This window comes from Pseudomonas sp. GOM7 (assembly GCF_026723825.1).
Classification (GTDB): Bacteria; Pseudomonadota; Gammaproteobacteria; order Pseudomonadales; family Pseudomonadaceae; genus Aquipseudomonas.
On record NZ_CP113519.1, the window covers coordinates 5,139,527 to 5,159,357 of the forward strand.

The window sequence follows — 19,831 nt, forward strand, 5'->3', positions numbered from 1 at the left end:
TAGAATGCGCGGCTTCCTTTTACCGGCAAGTGATCCCATGTCCCGACTCAATCCCCGGCAGCAAGAAGCCGTGAACTACGTCGGCGGCCCCCTTCTGGTGCTGGCCGGCGCGGGTTCCGGCAAGACCAGCGTGATCACGCGCAAGATCGCCCACCTGGTGCAGAACTGCGGTATCCGCGCCCAGCACATCGTCGCCATGACCTTCACCAACAAGGCCGCGCGCGAGATGAAGGAGCGCGTCGGCACCCTGCTCAAGGGCAGCGAGGCGCGCGGCCTGACCGTGTCCACCTTCCACAACCTGGGCATGAACATCATCCGCAAGGAATACGCGCGCCTGGGCTACAAGCCCGGCTTCTCGATCTTCGACGACGGCGACATCAAGGCGCTGCTCAGCGACATCATGCAGAAGGAATATTCCGGCGATGACGGTGCCGACGAGGTGAAGAACCTCATCGACAGCTGGAAGAACGACCTGATCCTGCCCGACGAAGCCCTGGCCAAGGCGCGCAATCCCAAGGAGCAGACCGCCGCCATCGTCTACCTGCACTACCAGCGCACGCTCAAGGCGTACAACGCGGTGGACTTCAACGACCTGATCCTGCTGCCGGTCAAGCTGTTCCAGGAGCATGCCGACATCCTGGAAAAGTGGCAAAACCGCATCCGCTACCTGTTGGTGGACGAATACCAGGACACCAACGCCAGCCAGTACCTGCTGGTGAAGCTGCTGGTGGGCATGCGCAACCAGTTCACCGTGGTCGGCGACGATGACCAGTCGATCTATGCCTGGCGCGGCGCACGCCCGGAAAACCTGATGCTGCTCAAGGAGGACTATCCGTCCTTGAAGGTGGTGATGCTGGAGCAGAACTACCGCTCCACCAGCCGCATCCTCAAGTGCGCCAACGTGCTGATTGCCAACAACCCGCACGTGTTCGAGAAGCAACTCTGGTCGGAGATGGGCCATGGCGACGAGATCCGCGTGATCCGCACCCGCAACGAAGACGCCGAGTGCGAGCGCGTGGCCCTGGAGATCCTCACCGAGCACCTGCGCACCCAGCGCCCCTACAGCGAATTCGCCATCCTCTATCGCGGCAACTACCAGGCCAAGCTGATGGAGCTGAAACTGCAGCACCACCAGATCCCCTATCGTCTGTCTGGCGGCACCAGCTTCTTCGCCCGCCAGGAGGTGAAGGACCTGATGAGTTACTTCCGTCTGCTGGTCAACCCGGACGACGACAACGCCTTCCTCCGGGTGATCAACGTGCCGCGCCGCGAGATCGGCTCCGCCACCCTGGAAAAGCTCGGCAACTACGCCAACGAGCGCAAGATCAGCATGTACGCCGCAGCCGGTGAGATGGGTCTCGGCGAGCATCTCGATGCGCGCTTCACCGAACGCCTGCAGCGCTTTACCAAATGGATGGATCGGGTGCGCCAGGAGTGCGCGCAGAACGATCCGATCGCCGCCATCCGCAGCATGGTCATGGACATCGACTACGAGAACTGGCTGCGCCAGAACGCCTCCAGCGACAAGGTGGCCGACGCGCGCATGGGCAACGTCTGGTTCCTCGTCGACGCGCTGAAAAGCACCCTGGAGCGCGACGAAGACGGCGACATGACCATCGAAGACGCTATTGGCAAGCTGGTGCTGCGCGACATGCTCGAACGCCAGCAGGAAGAGGAAGAAGGCGCCGAGGGCGTGCAGATGATGACCATGCACGCCTCCAAGGGTCTGGAGTTTCCGTCGGTGTACATCATCGGCTTCGAGGAGGAAATTCTCCCCCACCGGTCCAGCATCGAAGCCGACACCATCGAGGAAGAAAGGCGCCTGGCCTACGTGGGCATCACCCGCGCCAAGCGTAACCTGGCGCTGACCTATGCCGCCAAGCGCAAGCAGTACGGCGAGGTGATCGACTGCTCGCCGAGTCGCTTCCTCGACGAACTGCCGCAGGAGGATCTGCGCTGGGAGGGCCTGGAGGAAGCACCGGTGGAGGTCAAGACCGCCCGCGGCAACGACGCCCTGGCCAACATGCGCGCCCTGCTGAAAAAATAGCCGGGAGCTATTTTTAACGTCGCACAGCGACGGCCCGAAGGGCGGCCGCCAGGGATGGCGGGCCGTAAAAAATGACCGGGAGTCATTTTTAACATCGCGCAGCGATGGCCCGAAGGGCGGCCGCCAGGGACGGTAGATACACAACAAGCGACACCGTAGCCCGGATGCAATCCGGGGAAACCGTCCCGGATTGCATCCGGGCTACGTTCATCTTGAGAGGAATCCCGCGTGCAAGCGCTGAAACAGAAAATTCGCGACGAAGGCATCGTCCTGTCCGAGCAGGTACTGAAGGTCGATGCCTTTCTCAACCACCAGATCGACCCGGCGCTGATGCAGCAGATCGGCCACGAATTCGCCCAGCGCTTCGCCGGACAGGGCATCAGCAAGATCGTCACCATCGAGGCTTCTGGGATCGCCCCGGCGGTGATGGCCGGCCTGGAGCTGGGCATCCCGGTGATCTTCGCGCGCAAGTTCCAGTCGCTGACCCTCAAGGACGACCTACTGATCTCCAAGGTGTTCTCCTTCACCAAGCAGACCGAGAGCACCATCGCCATCTCCTCCCGCCACCTGACGGCCGCCGACAAGGTACTGGTGATCGACGACTTCCTCGCCAACGGCCACGCTGCCAAGGCGCTGATCGACCTGATCCAGCAGGCCGGGGCGCAGGTCGCCGGTATCGGCATCGTCATCGAGAAGTCCTTCCAGGAGGGCCGCGCGCTGCTGGAAAGCGAGGGTTACCGGGTCGAGTCGCTGGCCCGCGTGGCCTCGCTGGAAGGCGGCCAGGTGCGCTTTATCGACTGAGGCACTCGGAGCCTGTTCACGATCTCGCGAGCTGGAGCCATACGAGACCGATGGCGGCGCCGCAAAAACAGGAGCGTCGCGCTCGACTTCACGAGCCGTGAATGAGCAGCACGAGCGGGCGGCGCTCCAACCTGTTTTGCCCCCTTGGGGAGAAGGCTTGGTTGGCACCGGACTGGCAAGTTTGTGTGTGGCTTGTTGGTTATTCGGGTGCTTGTTCCGGCTTGCCGCGTTTTTGTTGATGTTTTTGGTTTCGCCCTCCCGGGCGAGTCACTTTGCGGGCAAAGTAGCCAAAACCTCCGCCCTTTCATCCGGCCCTGGCTGCGCCAGGGTTCGCTCACTCCATCGCCGCTCCAGAGGCCCGCCGCGAAGGGCCATCCCTGGCCCATCGCGGCTCTCGCGACATCCATGTCGCTCAACCTCTTCCTCGACGATTCCGTTCGCCCTCCTGGGCGGGCTCTGCACGCGCCTGAACCTGCGGTAACCCAGAAGTGGCACGGAGTGGTTGCACATGAGGTCAGCCTTAGGGCTGACCTGAATGCCGGCTGCAAGCCGGCAAGCTGTTCACGCATGAAACTGCGCGAATGAAACTATTGGTTTAATTCAACCGCCACATCGCGACTTCACAGCCGCCAGAGCACGCAGGACTAGCCTGGCACACCTGTTCGTTCAGGCGCGCGAATGCCCCCCTCAGGAGGCCGAACGTAGGCATTGCGCAGGGGGCGAGTGGCATGGATGCCACGAGATACCGATGGCGGCCCCGCGTAATGGGCCAGGGATGGCCCATGTACGCCGACCCCGGAGCGATGCCGGAGTGAGGGGAGTCGAGCGAAGCATGACGGGGACGCCTAGTTCCGGATGGCGGGGGTGCGTTTCTTTTGCTTACTTTTCTTTGCGCTGGGCGGCATTCCGATTTCAAAGAAAAGTGAGTCGCCCGAGGGGGCGAAACCTGGAATTTCTGAAAACACCCAATGCGGCGTCCGGAACACCAAACCAGGACAACAAGACCACACACAAACTTGCCAGTCCGGTGTCACAACTGACGCCACGCGGCGCTCATGGCTCGGGCTTATAGCCCAGGCGCAAACCACCCCAATGCCGGCCACGCACCCAGATCGGCACCGACAGGTCGTGCATCAGCTCGCCAGTATCGCGCATGTAGGTCTGCAACAGCAGCGCCTGCTGATGGCTGCCACAGCGAATGCCGGTCCGATCGTTGAACAGGCGCTTGCCACGGCTACGCACGGCATCCACCGCCGGGTCACCGCTCGGCGGCTGGTTGAATGCCTGGTTGTGGGTCGGCACGTAGCCTTCTGGCGTGGTGGCGATGGCGAACACCAGGCCATCGTGACGACTCAGTAACGGTTCCTGCAGCGCTGGCAGCACCTGGTCGGCGTACTGGTCGAAGCGGGTGCGGTATTTCTGCGGCTGGGTGCCGGCAATCGGCTGATACTGCCGGTCGAACAGATCGTCGAGGGTGATGCGACCCGCCTCGATATCGGCCTCGAAGCGTGCGCCGATGGCGGCGGCACCTTCGCGGGCCAGGTCGTAGATGCGCTGGTGATAATCGTCAAGCCCCACCTCGGCGAGCTGCTCGCTGACCGTCTCGGCGAGGCCCACGAGCTGCTCGGCAGCCAGCGCCAACTGCCGTGTCTGGCCCTCGCTGCCCTGCACGTCATCGTGCAGTTGCAAGGCGGCAGCCGAGAGGCTGGCCAGGCGCTGATGATTGTCCGCGGTGCCGGCGCTGATCTGCGCCACCTGCTGCTCCACTTGCCCGGCCTGATCGGCAATGCCGTGCAGGTGCTGACCGGCCTGCTCGATCTGCACCGCCGCCTGCTCCAGCTCGCCGCTCTGGCGCTGGATATGGCTGACCACCGCTTCGCTCTGCTGACGGATATCGGCGACCATCTGGCTGACCTCTTCGGTGGCGCTGGCGGTGCGCGCCGCCAGGTTGCGCACCTCATCGGCCACCACGGCGAAACCACGACCCATCTCGCCGGCGCGGGCCGCCTCGATGGCGGCATTGAGCGCCAGCAGGTTGGTCTGGCTGGCGATGGACTGGATCACCTGGGTGACCTGTTCGATCTGCTCGGTACGACTACCCAGGCCATCGATCAGTTCACGGCTGGCGTGAGTCTGCTCGCTGAGCTGACGCATGCGCGCGATGGCCTGGCTCAACTCGTCCTGCCCACTGCTGCTGGCGCTGCGCACCCGCTCGGCGGCGGCCAGAGTGGTGGCAGAGCGTTCGGCACTGTCCTGCTCGGTGGTGGTGATGGCGGCGGCCGCCTGACTGACCTGCTCTACCGCCGCCAGTTGCGATTGCAGGCGCCCTGCCAGTTGCTGCACCGCGTGAGCCACGCGCGCCGCGGACAGGGCGTTGTGACAAGTATGACGGGAAAGCCCCCGACTGATCTCGGTGAAATCGCTGGCCGCAGCCGAGGTAGGCGGCCTGGCCGTGCTGTCAGGGTCGTCACGGCGCTGCCAGGGCCCAAGCCAGGGCCACAGCGCCAGGATCAACAAGGACGGAATGCTGACGTATGCCGGTAGCTGCATGCGCAGATAGAGCAGCATCAGGGCAGCCAGGCCCAGAGCATGCAGCAGACAGGCGACAGGGGAACGGACAAAAGCAGCTTGCATGACCGACCTCGAAATTCTTGTTCTGGCGCGCATGGCAGCACGAGGAGCGGACGCTTGCATGGACGACCTCCTTGATCATCGCCAGCCTGAACGGCTCAGGGCTCGGCAGATTGACCGACAGCGACCTTCGCGTGATCACCAGCCAAGTAATTCTTGATTCGACCACTCAGCCAACATGACCGCCATGACACTTTGGTCGCAGCCTAGCCTGTACGCAAGAACAACGCTACCTAGGGTCTATTGCCGTTTCGACGCGAGCCGTGCGCGAAACGGCAACAGACCCTAACCAGCCAGGTGATGGCGGCGCATGAAGCGTTCGTCCAGCCAATCCTTGCAGCGTCCGTAGAACTGACCATCGGCGCTCCAGCCACGCCAGTCCAGCAGTGCCCCACCGTCGCCGCTGGCCATCAGCGTCAAGCCTTGACGCGGTACTCGATACAGGCGCAGCGGTCGGCCCTGCAACGCAGCCTGCAGGTTGACCGCCAGCACCCGTCCCTGGCGTGAGGAGTGGCTCAGGCTGCGTGGCACGTCGAGCAGGGTGGCACACTCGCCCACGGCGAAAATCTGCGCGTGCGACTGGCTTTGCAGGCTTTCGCGGATGGCCACGAAGCCTTCCTGATCACAGGCCAGACCCGTCTCGCGCAGCCAGGCCAAGGGCTGGGCGCCGCCGGCGACGAGCAGGCGCCGACCACGCCAAACCGGCTCGTCGCCACTGAGCAGCCAGTCATCGTCGATACGCCCGATCGGGCAGTGTTCGCGTACCTGCACGCCACGCAGGCGCAAATGGCCCAAGGCGCGCATGCGCAGCCCCAGTGACTGCCCATCGAGCAACTGGCCAGCGCAGAACAAGGCCAGCGCCGGCACCTTGTCGGCCAGTACCAGGGCCAGCTCCACGCCTTGCACACCGCCCCCGAGAATGGCCAGGCGCCGAGGCTCGGCCTGCCACTGCTGCCAGCCATCGAGGAGCCTGTCTATGGGCCTGACGGCCAACACCTGCATGGCATCGCCCTGCTGTGGTGGAATGGCCATTCCGGCACCGACGTCGAGCGACAGCCACTCTCCTTGCAGGCGGCGCCCGTCGCCGAGCTGAAGGATCCGCGCGGCGGCATCCAGCGAGGCGATTTCGCCCTGGATCAGATCGACCTTGGCGGCACGACATAGCGGCTGCAGCTCCACCCGGCAGTGCGCCGCGCTGAAGCGGCCACCGAGCAACCCGGACAGCATGCCGGCATACCAGGCATGCGGACCAGGGCTGAGCAAGGCAATGCGACCTTTCGGGCGCTCCACCAGCGCCCAGCGGCGCAGTACGCCAAGATGAGCGTGTCCGCCCCCAGCCAGGATCAGGTCGTACGCGGTCATGGGCTGTTACAGCCATCGCGGTACTGGCTCGGCGTCTGCCCGGTCCAGCGCTTGAAGGCGCGACCGAAGCTGCTGCTGTCGCTGAAGCCAAGCAGGTAGGCAACTTCACTGATCGAATAGCGTGGGTCGCGCATATGCCGCAGCGCCAGAGCGTGACGCGTCTCGCCGAGCAGTACCTCGTAACTGCTGCCCTCCTCGGCCAGGTGGCGCTGCAGGCTGCGCAAACTCAGGTGCAGTGCCTGGGCAATGCGCTCGGCGGATGGCTCACCATCGGGCAACTGCGCCTCCAGGCAACTGCGCACCCGCTCGCTGTAACTGGCCGCCTGTAATTGCTCCAGGCTGCGCCTGAGCACGGTTTCGTTGTGCGCGGCCAGCTCCGGATTGCCGTCGTCCAGCCGTTGTTCGAACGCCGTGCGCGCAAAGCGCAGCAGGCTCTGCTCGGCGTCGAACTGCAGCGGCGCGCGGAACACCGCCTGCCAGGGCGCTGGGTCGGCCGGCCGGGGGCGTTGTAGCTGTACCAGCAACGGTGAGAACTCGCGATTCAGGCGGTTGCGACAACTGCGCACGTAGATCGCGGCGAAGGCGTCCAGCGCTTCGGGCGCCGGTGCCGGGCTGCCCGGCGGAACACGAAAACTGAATTCGTAGGCATCGTCCACTTCGCGCAACTCCAGTTGCAGCGCATCGCTGACCACCCGGTGATAACGCACGATGCGCTCGAACATTTCGCGCAGGCTGCTGCTGGCGATCAGCGCATAGCCGAGGGCATGGAAGGTGGTCGGGCTGACGTACTGCGAGGTTTTCAGGCCCAGCGCCGGGTCACCGCTGGCGGCCACCGCCAGTTGCCACAGGCGCGTGGTCAGCGACAGCGGGCAGCGCGCGTTGGGGTCGTCGAGCAACGCCGGGTCGAGCCCCGCCTCGCGGCACAGAGCAACGCTGTCGAGCCCGAGGGCATCGAGCTGCTTGCGCAGGGCGCGGGTCCAGCTAGCCAGGGTGGAGGGTTCGGCGTTCATGCAGATTGGCGTATCCGGTAGGCAGGTTGGCGTGCAGGGCCGAGCGCTGCGACGCGCGTCACGGCACAGTGAAAGGCACCTTCGGCAACTCCCTGCAGCGCCATCGCCCAGGTTTCTGCAGGTGCTCTGAAGTCACAGCCCAATAACGAGAGGATGTCGGTATGTCCCCTTCTCCCGCAAGCCTTAATGATCAGCAACGCGCCGCTTATATCCGCGAACAGGTGATGGCCCACGGTAACGCCCTGCGCCAGCGTTACCCGATCCTGCAGCATCAGGACGCGCTCGGCGCCGGCATCCTGGCCTTCGCCCTGTGCGGCATGCTCGGCTCGGCAGCGCTTTATATCGCAGGCCATCTGGCCTGGTGGGCCTGCCTGCTGCTCAACGCCTTCTTCGCTTCGCTGACCCACGAGCTGGAGCACGACCTTATTCACTCGATGTATTTTCGCAAGCGACCGCTGCCGCATAACCTGATGCTGGCGCTGGTCTGGCTGGCGCGACCGAGCACCATCAACCCCTGGGTACGCCGCCACCTGCACCTGAACCACCACAAGGTGTCCGGCAGCGAAGCCGACATGGAGGAGCGCGCCATCACCAACGGCGAGCCCTGGGGCATCGCCCGCCTGCTAATGGTTGGTGACAACATGATGAGTTCCTTCATTCGCTGGCTACGGGCGAAGAACCCGCAACAGCGCCGACTGATACTCAGCCGCACGCTGAAAGTCTATGCGCCGCTGGGGCTGCTCAACTGGGCAACCTGGTACCTGTTCCTCGGCTTCCATCTACTGGACTGGGCCAGCGCCGCGCTCGGCGCCCCCATTGCCTGGTCGACCACTACGCTGAGCGTGATGAATGGGGTGAACATCGCCGTGGTGGTGCTGGTCGGGCCCAATGTGCTGCGCACCTTCTGCCTGCACTTCGTCAGCTCCAACATGCACTACTACGGTGATGTGGAGCCAGGCAACGTGATCCAGCAGACCCAGGTGCTCAACCCCTGGTGGCTGTGGCCGCTGCAGGCCTTCTGCTTCAACTTCGGCAGCAGCCATGCGATCCACCACTTCGTGGTCAAGGAGCCCTTCTACATTCGCCAACTGACCGTCCCCTTCGCCCATCGGGTGATGCGCGAGATGGGTGTGCGCTTCAACGACTTCGGCACCTTTGCCCGTGCCAATCGCTGGAGCCGCTCAAGGCAGGCAGCAGAGGAGCGCGCACAGGCGGCGTGACCGAGCCCACTCATGTGTCACGTGATCCCGAGGGATGAGACCCGCCGCGCAATCGAAGCGCCGGTAGTCGGCTAGAATTCATCTGCGCCCGGCCGCCCCTCGGATCCAACCCCATCCATCGGACTTCGGCGCCCTCGTAGTAGCCATGAGGCGCCAAGGATGCTTCGACCGCTTCACTCACTGATATTGCTGCTCTGCCTGGTCAGTGTCTTGCCGGCCTGGGCAGACAGCGCGCTGCCGCTGCTGGAGCTCAGCGCGGCCGATCTGGCCAGGCCGGTGAACATCGAGCACAGCCTGCTGCTGGAAGACCCGTCGGCACGGCTCGGTGCAAATCAAGCCCTGCAAGCTCTGAGCGAGCGCGGTACACCGGTGCTCGGCAGCGCCCGGATCGGCTACTCCAGCAGCACCTGGTGGCAGGCACTGCGCCTGCGCGTGCCCAGCGCCGAGCCGTTGCACCTGATCGTCGCTACCCCCTTTCTCGACCACCTGGATGTCTGGCTGTTCGATGGCGAACATGACCTCGGCCAGATGCACAGTGGCAATCGCATGCCGTTCGCCGCCCGTGGCGAGCCCTATCCACAGTTCATGCTGGCACTGCCGCCTGTCCAGGCCCAGGGCACCTACACCCTGCTGCTGCGCGTCAGCAGTCATTCCTCGATCCACCTGCCGCTACAACTGATCGGCGACTCTCACAGCAAGCCGCTGATCGCACGGAGCTGGCTGCGCAGCGGTTTGCTGGTGGGTGCCCTGTTCAGCCTGGCGCTGTTCTACCTGATCCGCTTCAGTACCCTGCGCGAAACCGCGCAGGCCTATTTCAGCCTCACCGCCCTCTGCGCAGCCGTCTATAACGCCAATCTGTACGGCATCGCCGGCCTGGCGATGGATGCGCCGGCAGAACTGTGGCGCCTGCTGATCAACCTATCCACGGCCGGCATGCTGATCTTCAGCTCACTGTTTCTGGCCTGTGCCCTGCAACTGCCGATGCAGCGCCTGCGCTGGCTGCGCGAGCCCCTCTTCGCGGCCATCGCCTTGGTATGCGTCGGCGGCTACCTGAGCGATCACCCACAGACCTACAGCGTGCTCAATCTGCTGATCCTGCTGACCGGCGCCTACCAACTGCTGCTCTTGCTGCTGGCTTTGCGCCTACGCCGGGCCTACGCCTTGGGCTACCTGCTGTGCTGGAGCGGGGCCCTGTTGCTGATGCTCCTGCTGCCCTTGAGCCGTGCCGGGTTAGCCGCCTGGCCGGCGGGTCTGCACAACCTCAATGCGGCAATGCCGGTGCTCAGCATGCTGATGTTCGGTGCCCTGCTCGACAAGCAACTGGAACGCATGCGCCGCATTCTCACGCACACCCAGGCCCAGGCCATCGACAACCTCGAGCAGTACCACGCCCTGTTTCGCCACAGTGGCGAAGGCATTTTCCGCTGCCGCCGTGACGGTCAGCTCGTCGAGGCCAACCCCAGCCTGATACGCCTGCTGGGCGATGGTGTACAGGGCAGCACGCTACAACGGCTGCTCGGCGAGACCACCTGGAACGAACTGCTGACGGGGCTGGACGAAGCCGGCGGCACGGTCAGCCGCGAGTGCCAGATCCACGACCAGCAGGGTCACGCACACTGGGTCTATCTCTCGCTGCACCGACAACCGGGGCAGGCCTGCATGGAAGGCATAGTGGTCGACCTCAACGAGCGCCGTGCACTGGAAGAGCGCCTGCAGCATCAAGCCAGCCACGACGCACTGACCGGCCTGCACAATCGGCGCGAGCTGGAACGCCTGCTCTCGCAGACCCTGAGCGGCCCAGGCCCGATGCGCTTCAGTCATCTGCTGTACCTGGGCCTGGATCGCTTCAAGCAGGTCAACGACCTGTGCGGCCATCTGGCCGGCGATCAGTTGCTACGCCAGGTGGCTTACCAACTGGGTCATACCCTGCCCAAAGACAGCGCGCTGGCGCGCATAGGCGGCGACGAGTTCGCCATTCTCCTGCACGCTGCGGACGATGACGCGGCCACTGGCCAGGCACAGACGCTGCGCCAGAGCATCGAGCAGTTCGTCTTCACCTGGCAGGGCCGACCCTTTCGCCTCAATGCCAGCATCGGCCTGCTGGCTCTCGACTCCGGCGCACGCGATTGGGAAACCGCACTGAGCTGGGCCAGCAATGCCATGCAACTGGCCAAACATCAGGGGCGCAACCGTGTGCATGCCTTCAACCCCGCCGATGGCGCGTTGCTCGAGCATCAACGTCAGTTGCAGTGGATCACTCGCCTGCGCGAAGCCACCGAAGAGGATCACTTCGAGCTGTTCTTCCAGCCCGTGCAGCCCCTGCAGCAGGCGCGCAGCGGTCTGCACTACGAAGTGCTGCTGCGCTATCGCGATCCACACAGCGGCGAGTGGATCAGCCCCGCACAGTTTCTCGATGCGGCGGCGCGCTACGGCTTTCTCGGCGCCATCGACCGTTGGGTGGTTCGCCACCTGTGCACCTGGCTGGCCGCCAATCCACGGCACCTGCAGGCGCTGGAGCAGGTCAACCTCAATATCAGCGCCGACTCGCTGCTCGACCCGAGCTTTCACGCCCTGCTGCACGACACCCTGCAACTACACGCACTGCCGGCCGCCAAGCTGTGCATCGAGATCACCGAGATGGTGGCCCTGGGTGAACTGGCGGTATCGACCAAGTGGATCGAGGAACTGCGCCGCCAGGGCCTCAAGGTGGCGCTGGACGACTTCGGCAGCGGCTTCGCGTCCTATGCCTACCTGCGCCAACTGCCGCTGGATATTCTCAAGATCGACGGCAGCTTCATCCGTGGCATCGAAACGGATCCGATCAACCAGGCCATGGTCGGCTCGATGCAGCAGATCGCCACGCAACTCGGCCTGCAGACGGTGGCCGAGTTCGTCGAAACGCAGCAGAGCCTGGAGTGCCTGCGCCAACTTGGCGTCGACTATGCCCAGGGCTACCACGTCGGCCGCCCGCAGCCGCTGGCGCAGTTGGCCGATGACGCCTGAAACCCCAGGCAGGAAAATGCTTGCTTGACGACGAGCTGGCGCGTTTGTGTTGGCTTGTTGGTTGTTCGGGCGCTTGTTCCGGATTGTCGCGTTTTTGCTGATGTTTTTGGTTTCGCCCTCCCGGGCGAGTCACTTTTGACGGGCAAAAGTAACCAAAACCCTCCGCCCGATCATCCGGCCCTGGCTACGCCAGGGTTCGCTCACTCCATCGCCGCTCCAGAGGCCCGCCACGGTGGGCCATCCATGGCCCATCGCGGCTTTCGCGACATCCATGTCGCTCAACCTCTTCCACGACGATTCCGTTCGCCCTACTGGGCGGGCTCTGCACGCGCCTGAACCTGCGGTAACCCAGAATTAGCGTGGAGTGTTTGAACATGGGTCAGCCTTAGGGCTGACCTGAATGCCGGCTGCAAGCCGGCAAGCCGTTCAATACATGAAACTGCGCGAATGAAACTATTGGTTTAATTCGACAGCCACGTCGTGCTTCCACTGCTACCAGAACACGCCGCGCATGCTCGGAACAACTGTACGTTCAGGCGCGCTAACTCCCCCTTCAGGAGGCCGAACGTAGGCATTGCGCAGGGGGCGAGCGGCATGGATGCCGCGAGATACCGATGGCGGCCCCGCGTAATGGGCCAGGGATGGCCCATGTACGCCGACCCCGGAGCGATGCCGGAGTGAGGGCAGTCGAGCGAAGCGAGACCCGGATGGCGGGGGTGCGTTAATGAGATGGTCACCCCCACACCCAGCGAGGATTACGCTTCCACTGGGTGTTTTATTTGGAGGCCATCACCATGAATACAGTCGCGTTAGTTGGTATCGATCTCGGCAAGCACAGTTTCCACCTGCATGGGCAGGACAATGCCGGACAAGCTGTCTTTCGCAAGAAGACGACCCGCACGCAAATGATGCGGCTGCTAGGTAACCTGCCAACGTGCACAGTGGTGATGGAGGCCTGTACCGGATCGCACTTTCTGGCCCGGCAACTCATGAACTTCGGGCATGAGGTGAAGCTGATCTCGCCGCAGTTCGTGCGCCCCTTCGTCAAGACCAACAAGAACGACTTCATCGATGCCGAGGCGATCTGCGAAGCAGCTTCACGGCCCAGCATGCGCTTCGTGACACCCAAGACCGAAGCCCAACAAACCCTGTCGGTATTGCACCGAATGCGCGAATCCCTGGTACGCGACCGGACGAAAACGGCTAATCAGGCTCATGGTTTTCTGCTGGAATTCGGTATCAGCCTGCCTAAAGGCCTGTCGCAGGTCAGGCGCCTGCTGTGCACATTGGACGAGCACGAATTGCCGCCTCGTCTGGTCGGGCTGCTGAGGCGTCTGCATGAGCACTTCTGCTATCTGGATGAGCAGATCAAGGCGTTGGACAAGGAAATGGCCAGCCAGCTTGTCGAGGATGATCTGGGCAGCCGCCTGCTGACGATCCCCTGTGTAGGCACAATTACAGCCAGTCTGCTGTGTGCCGAAATGGGCGATGGCAAACAGTATGGCCGTAGTCGTGATTTTGCCGCTTCAGTGGGGCTGGTGCCACGCCAATACAGCACGGGAGGCAGGGCCAATCTGTTGGGCATCAGTAAACGTGGCGACAAGAACCTGCGCCGGCTACTAGTGCAGTGCGCCAAGGTTTATTTGCAGCGCCTGGACTATCAGCAGGGCGCCTTAGCCGATTGGGTACGCTCGCTTCTTCAACGGCGTCACGCGAACACCGTGGCATGCGCCCTGGCCAACAAATTCGCCCGGATCGCCTGGGCAATTGCAACCAATCATTCGCAGTTTGAAGCGAGATCAGGCACTGCCGTCGCTTGATACCCGGTCTTACTGCTGTGATACGAAACACCCTTTCAGGTTTTGCGATGCTGAACAACCGATGACATGAACGGCACACCGGCCTGGTGAAGATCCTGGCAAAAGAATCGGCTTTTGAAGCCGCTGCGCTTATAAGGATCACCCGGCGCGACTCTCATCGTGGCGCGGGGCATACCCTATACAGACGCCGGATAGATTTAGGCAAGCCAATCATCCATCGCTGATCAGCGTTGCAAAAACGGGGGTGACCATAGATTTCTTTTGCTTACTTTTCTTTGCGCATTTCAAAGAAAAGTGAGTCGCCCGAGGGGGCGAAACCTGGAATTCCTGAGAACACCCAAGGCGGCGTCCAGAACATCAACGACTGACCGTCCCAAGATTCCGCGGAGCCATAAAAAACCCGCCGATAAGGGCGGGTTTCTTCGCGGCAAGCGGCGATCAATTACTTGATCTTGGCTTCCTTGTAGATCACGTGCTTACGCACGACAGGATCGTACTTCTTGATCTCGATCTTGTCGGGAGTAGTGCGCTTGTTCTTGTCGGTGGTGTAGAAGTGGCCGGTACCGGCGCTGGACACCAAACGGATCAGTTCACGCATGACTCTCTCCTTAAACCTTTTCGCCGCGAGCGCGCAGCTCGGCCAGCACTACGTCGATGCCACGCTTGTCGATGACACGCATGCCCTTGGCAGATACGCGCAGACGCACGAAGCGCTTCTCCGACTCGACCCAGAAGCGATGATGCTGCAGGTTCGGCAGGAAACGACGACGGGTTTTGTTGTTCGCGTGGGAAATGTTATTCCCGGTTACCGGACCCTTACCGGTAACTTGACAGACTCTCGACATGCCTCAGCCCTCTAAAACCACATGCCCAACCCGGCATGGGTTGGCCGCTTAAACTCAATGTCATTGGCGCTCGGCGCCGCGTTTCTCGAGGGTCTTACCGGGCGCACTGGATAGCGCAAGAACCGGGCCCCTAGAAAAGAGCGCTGCTTTATACCAGAAAGCCTTGGGCGCAACAAGGAAAAACGCAGGATAAAACGCAGCCTCGAGCGGCCAAGCGCCGTAGGCATGAGGCTTCGCTCGCCAATGACCGCTCGTCGCCTGCAAACGGTATTCAGCACCGAGCAAATCGACTAGGGTTCATGCATGCCGTCATCACCGGGAACCAATGAGGAGTCGACCATGCGCCTGTTACTCGCCACGCTGTTCTGCGCGCCCCTGCTGAGCCAGGCCGCCACCCTCGCCGTCTGCACGGAAGCCAGCCCGGATGGTTTCGACGTGGTGCAGTACAACTCGCTGACCACCACCAACGCCTCGGCCGACATGCTGATGAACCGCCTGGTGGAGTTCGACGCCGAGCAGGGCAAATTGCTGCCGAGCCTGGCGCGGAGCTGGTCGGTCTCGGACGACGGCCTGGTCTATGACTTCCAGTTGCGCGACGACGTGCAATTCCACCACAGCGCCGACTTCACCCCCAGCCGCAACCTGAACGCCCAGGACGTGCTGTTCAGCTTCCAGCGCATGCTCGATCCGCAGCACCCCTGGCACGAGGTCGCCGCCAGCGGCTACCCGCATGCCCAGTCGATGCAGTGGCCAAGCCTGATCGCCAAGATCGAGGCGCCGGATGCACATAGCGTACGCATCACCCTGAACCGTCGCGATGCCACCTTCCTCGCCACCCTGAGCATGGGCTTCGCCTCCATCTACCCAGCCGAATATGCCGACAAGCTGCTCGCAGCCGGCACCCCGGAGAAGCTCAACAGCGCCCCCATCGGCAGCGGCCCGTTCGTCTTCGAGCGCTTCCAGAAAGACGCCGTGGTGCGCTACCGCGCCAACCCCGACTACTTCGGCGGCAAACCGGCCATGGACAAGGTGGTCTTCGCCATCACCCCGGACAGCAACGTGCGCCTGCAGAAACTGCGCCGTGGCGAGTGCCAGATCGCCCTGTCACCGAAACCGCAGGACGTACAGGCCATCGCCGACGACACCAGGCTGAAAAGCGCGCAGACCGCCGCCTTCATGACCGCCTTCGTCGCCCTCAACAGCCAGCATCCACCACTGGACAAGCCGCAGGTACGCCAGGCCATCAACCTGGCATTCGACAAGGCCAGCTACGTCAAGGCCGTGTTCGAGGGCAGCGCCGAGCCGGCCAATGATCCCTACCCGCCCAATACCTGGAGCTACGCCAGCGAGCTGCCCGGCTACCCCCATGACCCGGACAAGGCCCGCGCCCTGCTGGCCGAAGCAGGCCTGCAAGATGGCTTCAAGACCACCATCTGGACACGCCCCAGCGGCAGCCTGCTCAACCCCAACCCCAATCTCGGCGCACAACTGCTGCAGGCCGACCTGGCCCAGGTGGGCATCGACGCCGAAATCCGCGTGATCGAATGGGGCGAGCTGATCCGCCGGGCCAAGGCCGGCGAGCATGACCTGCTGTTCATGGGCTGGGCCGGCGACAACGGCGACCCGGACAACTTCCTCACCCCGCAATTCGCCTGTGCCTCGGTGCAATCCGGGTTGAACTTCGCCCGTTACTGCAATGAAACGCTGGACACGTTGATCGCCGAAGGCAAGAGCAGCAGCGACCAGGCCGAGCGCAGCCGCCTCTACCACCAGGCGCAGAAGATCATCCAGGAGCAGGCGCTATGGCTGCCGCTGGCACATCCGACGGCGTTCGCCCTGCTCAGTGCCAAGGTTCAGGGCTACCAGGTCAGCCCGTTCGGCCGGCAGGATTTTGCCTCGCTACAAATGGCGCCGTAAGCCGTCATCATGATGGGCTAAAGCCCACCCTACGCGCTGTAGGAGCGCCGCCCTACATCCAGCCCAGCTCGGCCATGGACAGCGGCTCGCCATCGCCGACGATGAAATGGTCAAGCACACGCACGTCCACCAGCGCCAGGGCATCCTTGAGGCGCTGGGTCAGTACGCGATCGGCCTGGCTCGGCTCGCAGACGCCAGAGGGGTGGTTGTGGGTGAGGATCAACGCTGCGGCATTGTTGGCCAGGGCACGCTTGACCACCTGCCTGGGATAAACGCTAGCGCTGTCGATGCTGCCACGAAACAGCACCTCGAAGGCCAGCACTCGGTGCTTGGAGTCGAGGAACAGGCAGGCAAACACCTCATGCGGCTCATGGCGCAGTTGCGCTTTGAGGTAATCGCGCACCGCCTGCGGACTCTCCAACGCCGAATCTCGGCGCAGGCGCTCGGCCAGATGGCGCCTGGCCATTTCCAGTACGGCCTGCAATTGTGCGTACTTGGCCGGGCCCAGGCCCAGGTGCTGGCTGAAATCTGGCAGTTCAGCCTCCAATAAGGCGCGCAGGCTGCCGAACTCGGCAAGCAGGCGCCGCGCCAGCTCCACCGCGCTACAGCCGGCCACGCCGGTACGCAGAAAGATCGCCAGCAGCTCGGCATCGGTCAGCGCCGCCGCGCCCTGGGCCAGCAGTTTTTCCCGCGGGCGCTCTGCCGCAGGCCAATTGCGAATGCTCATTCTCATACACCTCCCTGTCGAGTCAGGCGCCCGCTGTTCCGCTGCGGGCGCTGTGCTATCGTAGCCCATCTTTTTTGCCTGCGGTCGGCCTGGGGAGGCGTTGGCCGCATGGCGCACATTCATCCGTCCAGACAAGGCAGGCCTATGCAGCGGCTGTATCGCAAACGCATCATCGTCGGCGTAGGGGGCGGTATCGCCGCCTACAAGAGCGCTGAACTGGTTCGCCGGCTCAAGGATCAAGGCGCCGAAGTGCGTGTGGTAATGACCCAGGGCGGCCGTGAATTCATCACCCCGCTGACCCTGCAGGCCCTCTCCGGCCACCCCGTTCATCTCGATCTGCTCGACCCGGCCGCCGAAGCGGCGATGGGCCATATCGAGCTGGCCCGCTGGGCCGACCTGATTCTCATTGCCCCGGCCACCGCCGACCTGATCGCGCGCCTGGCCCAGGGCATCGCCAACGACCTGCTGACCACCCTGGTGCTGGCCACCGATGCGCCCGTCGCCCTAGCCCCGGCGATGAACCAGGCCATGTGGCGCGACGCCGCCACCCAGGCCAATCTGGAGTTGCTGCAGCAGCGCGGCATGCGCCTGTTCGGCCCGGCCTCCGGCAGCCAGGCCTGTGGCGATGTCGGCCTCGGGCGCATGCTCGAACCCACCGACCTGGCCAGCCTGGCCGCCGACTGCTTCCAGCGCCAGGCCCTCGACGGCCTGCACATCCTGATCACCGCCGGGCCGACCCAGGAAAACATCGACCCGGTGCGCTACATCACCAACCACAGCTCCGGCAAGATGGGTTTCGCCCTGGCCGAGGCCGCTGCCGAAGCCGGTGCCAAGGTCACCCTGGTCAGCGGCCCGGTGCACCTACCGACGCCGGACCGGGTCAGCCGCATCGACGTGATCAGCGCCCGCGACATGCTCGCCGCCTGCGAAGCGGCGATGCCCTGCGACGTGCTGATCGCCGCCGCCGCCGTGGCCGACTACCGCCCGGAAGTGGTCGCCCAGCACAAATTGAAGAAAGACCCCAGCAGCGGCGAGGGCATGCTCCTGCAAATGGTGCGCAACCCGGATATCCTCGCCACCATCGCCGGCCGCGAGGATCGCCCGTTCAGCGTGGGCTTCGCCGCCGAAACCGAGAACCTGCTGGAGTACGCCTCGCGCAAATTGCGCGACAAGAATCTCGACCTGATCGTCGCCAACGATGTGGCCAACCCCAGCATCGGCTTCAACAGTGAAGAGAACGCCATCACCGTGATCGACCGTGAGCTGCAGCAAACCAGCTTCGCCCAGACCAGCAAGGGCAAGATCGCCCGCCAGTTGATCACCCTCATCGCCGACCGACTGAACAAGAACTGACCATGCACGCTCTGCAAGCCAAGATCCTCGACCCCCGCCTCGGCCAGGAATTTCCCCTGCCGCAGTACGCCACGCCAGGCTCCGCTGGCCTCGACCTGCGCGCTATGCTCAAGGAGGAGATCGTCCTCGAGCCGGGGCAGACCGTACTGATCCCCACCGGCCTGTCGATCTTCGTCGCCGACCCCGGCCTGGCGGCGCTGATCCTGCCGCGCTCGGGCCTGGGCCACAAACACGGCATCGTCCTCGGCAACCTGGTCGGGCTGATCGACTCGGACTACCAGGGCGAGCTGATGGTGTCGTGCTGGAACCGGGGTCAGGACAGCTTCCGCATCGCCATTGGCGAGCGCATCGCACAATTGGTGCTGGTGCCGGTGGTACAAGCACGTTTCGAGCTGGTCGAGGAATTCGACCAGACCCAGCGTGGCGCTGGCGGCTTCGGCCATTCCGGCAGCCACTGATCGCCGTCATCGACAACGACTCGCCGAGGAGCCCAACGCGTGAAACTCTTCAAGCGTAACGCCAAGGAAGCCGCCACCGCCGTCAACTCCGCGCCGCCCAAGGCCGGTAAACCGTCTGGCAGCCCCGCGCTGGGCGCGCTGCTGCCGGGCTTGCTGGCCACATTGCTAGGCATCGGCGCTGGCGGTGCCCTGCTCTGGCTGGTACAGAACAGCGAGACTCAGGCACGCCAGAGCGAACTGCTGCAAGCCATCGGCAGCAGCCAGGCCAGCGCCGTGCAGCAGGCGCTCAAGCAACTGCAGGCCGACACCCTCGCCGCCGCACGCAACCCGGAGCTGTTGCAGGCCCTGCAGAGCGGCGACAGTGCGCAGATCCGCCAGGCCGAACAGCGCCTGGGATACTGGGCCGGCGTCGTCGACGCCCACCTCAACCGCCGCGGTGAGGCGGTACAGGACAACAACCGCGCCGCACCGATGAACTTCGCCGGCCTGGACATGCTGCGCCGCGCGGAAAACGGCCAGCGCCCAGCAGTCGAGGCCTACCGTGTCGGTCAGCGCTGGCTGGCCTACAGCGCCGTGGCCCTCGGCCAGGGCGAAGGCCAGCCGGCACAAGGTACGCTGCTGCTGGTGGTGGACCTGG

Annotated in this window: 14 protein-coding genes; 8 read left to right on the forward strand and 6 right to left on the reverse strand. The window is 63.8% G+C overall.

Annotated features, from left to right (window positions below):
* Window positions 1–37: 37 nt before the first annotated feature.
* Window positions 38–2,047 carry a DNA helicase Rep gene (gene rep, locus OU800_RS22895; protein WP_268179732.1) on the forward strand — a complete coding sequence of 670 codons (2,010 nt, stop codon included), beginning with the start codon at window positions 38–40 and terminating at the stop codon, window positions 2,045–2,047.
* A 228-nt stretch (window positions 2,048–2,275) separates the two neighbouring features.
* A complete protein-coding gene (locus OU800_RS22900; RefSeq protein ID WP_268179734.1) occupies window positions 2,276–2,848 on the forward strand; it encodes a xanthine phosphoribosyltransferase in 573 nt (190 codons plus the stop codon).
* Window positions 2,849–3,901: 1,053 nt separating this feature from the next.
* On the opposite strand, the gene OU800_RS22905 is transcribed toward OU800_RS22900, so the two are convergent.
* The 3 genes from OU800_RS22905 to OU800_RS22915 all read right to left on the reverse strand — a co-directional run bounded on the left by OU800_RS22905 (window position 3,902) and on the right by OU800_RS22915 (window position 7,851).
* Complete coding sequence (locus OU800_RS22905; protein WP_442964725.1) at window positions 3,902–5,542, reverse strand: methyl-accepting chemotaxis protein; 1,641 nt, start codon at window positions 5,540–5,542, stop codon at window positions 3,902–3,904.
* 222 nt (window positions 5,543–5,764) lie between these two features.
* The gene (locus OU800_RS22910) at window positions 5,765–6,841 is read right to left on the reverse strand and encodes an FAD-dependent oxidoreductase (RefSeq protein ID WP_268179737.1); all 1,077 of its coding nucleotides are present in this window, start codon (window positions 6,839–6,841) and stop codon (window positions 5,765–5,767) included.
* Window positions 6,838–7,851, reverse strand: a complete 1,014-nt coding sequence (locus tag OU800_RS22915) for an AraC family transcriptional regulator (protein ID WP_268179739.1) — start codon at window positions 7,849–7,851, stop codon at window positions 6,838–6,840. The genes OU800_RS22910 and OU800_RS22915 overlap by 4 nt, the downstream gene beginning before the upstream one ends.
* Window positions 7,852–8,012: 161 nt before the next feature.
* Between OU800_RS22915 and OU800_RS22920 the strand changes: the two genes are divergently transcribed.
* The 3 genes from OU800_RS22920 (at window position 8,013) to OU800_RS22930 (ending at window position 13,894) form a co-directional block, all read left to right on the forward strand.
* On the forward strand, window positions 8,013–9,071 hold the full coding sequence (locus tag OU800_RS22920) for a fatty acid desaturase (protein ID WP_268179741.1): 1,059 nt from the start codon (window positions 8,013–8,015) through the stop codon (window positions 9,069–9,071).
* Window positions 9,072–9,230: 159 nt separating this feature from the next.
* Entirely contained in the window at window positions 9,231–12,074 is a 2,844-nt protein-coding gene (locus OU800_RS22925; protein WP_268179743.1) for an EAL domain-containing protein, read from the forward strand.
* A 794-nt stretch (window positions 12,075–12,868) separates the two neighbouring features.
* Window positions 12,869–13,894, forward strand: coding sequence for an IS110 family transposase (locus OU800_RS22930; protein ID WP_268179744.1), 1,026 nt, complete (start codon window positions 12,869–12,871; stop codon window positions 13,892–13,894).
* 442 nt (window positions 13,895–14,336) lie between these two features.
* Here OU800_RS22930 and rpmG read toward each other — a convergent pair whose 3' ends face one another.
* Window positions 14,337–14,492 carry a 50S ribosomal protein L33 gene (rpmG, locus tag OU800_RS22935; RefSeq protein WP_012703270.1) on the reverse strand — a complete coding sequence of 52 codons (156 nt, stop codon included), beginning with the start codon at window positions 14,490–14,492 and terminating at the stop codon, window positions 14,337–14,339.
* 10 nt (window positions 14,493–14,502) lie between these two features.
* The gene (gene rpmB, locus OU800_RS22940) at window positions 14,503–14,739 is read right to left on the reverse strand and encodes a 50S ribosomal protein L28 (RefSeq protein ID WP_003242523.1); all 237 of its coding nucleotides are present in this window, start codon (window positions 14,737–14,739) and stop codon (window positions 14,503–14,505) included.
* A gap of 339 nt (window positions 14,740–15,078) precedes the next feature.
* Between rpmB and OU800_RS22945 the strand changes: the two genes are divergently transcribed.
* The gene (locus OU800_RS22945) at window positions 15,079–16,656 is read left to right on the forward strand and encodes an ABC transporter substrate-binding protein (protein ID WP_268179745.1); all 1,578 of its coding nucleotides are present in this window, start codon (window positions 15,079–15,081) and stop codon (window positions 16,654–16,656) included.
* A gap of 52 nt (window positions 16,657–16,708) precedes the next feature.
* On the opposite strand, the gene radC is transcribed toward OU800_RS22945, so the two are convergent.
* Window positions 16,709–17,383, reverse strand: a complete 675-nt coding sequence (gene radC / locus OU800_RS22950) for a RadC family protein (RefSeq protein WP_268179747.1) — start codon at window positions 17,381–17,383, stop codon at window positions 16,709–16,711.
* 144 nt (window positions 17,384–17,527) lie between these two features.
* Here radC and coaBC point away from each other — a divergent pair, with 144 nt between their 5' ends.
* Both coaBC and dut read left to right on the forward strand, forming a co-directional pair.
* Window positions 17,528–18,736, forward strand: a complete 1,209-nt coding sequence (gene coaBC, locus OU800_RS22955) for a bifunctional phosphopantothenoylcysteine decarboxylase/phosphopantothenate--cysteine ligase CoaBC (RefSeq protein ID WP_268179749.1) — start codon at window positions 17,528–17,530, stop codon at window positions 18,734–18,736.
* Window positions 18,737–18,738: 2 nt separating this feature from the next.
* The gene (dut, locus tag OU800_RS22960) at window positions 18,739–19,194 is read left to right on the forward strand and encodes a dUTP diphosphatase (RefSeq protein WP_268179751.1); all 456 of its coding nucleotides are present in this window, start codon (window positions 18,739–18,741) and stop codon (window positions 19,192–19,194) included.
* Window positions 19,195–19,831: the final 637 nt, after the last annotated feature.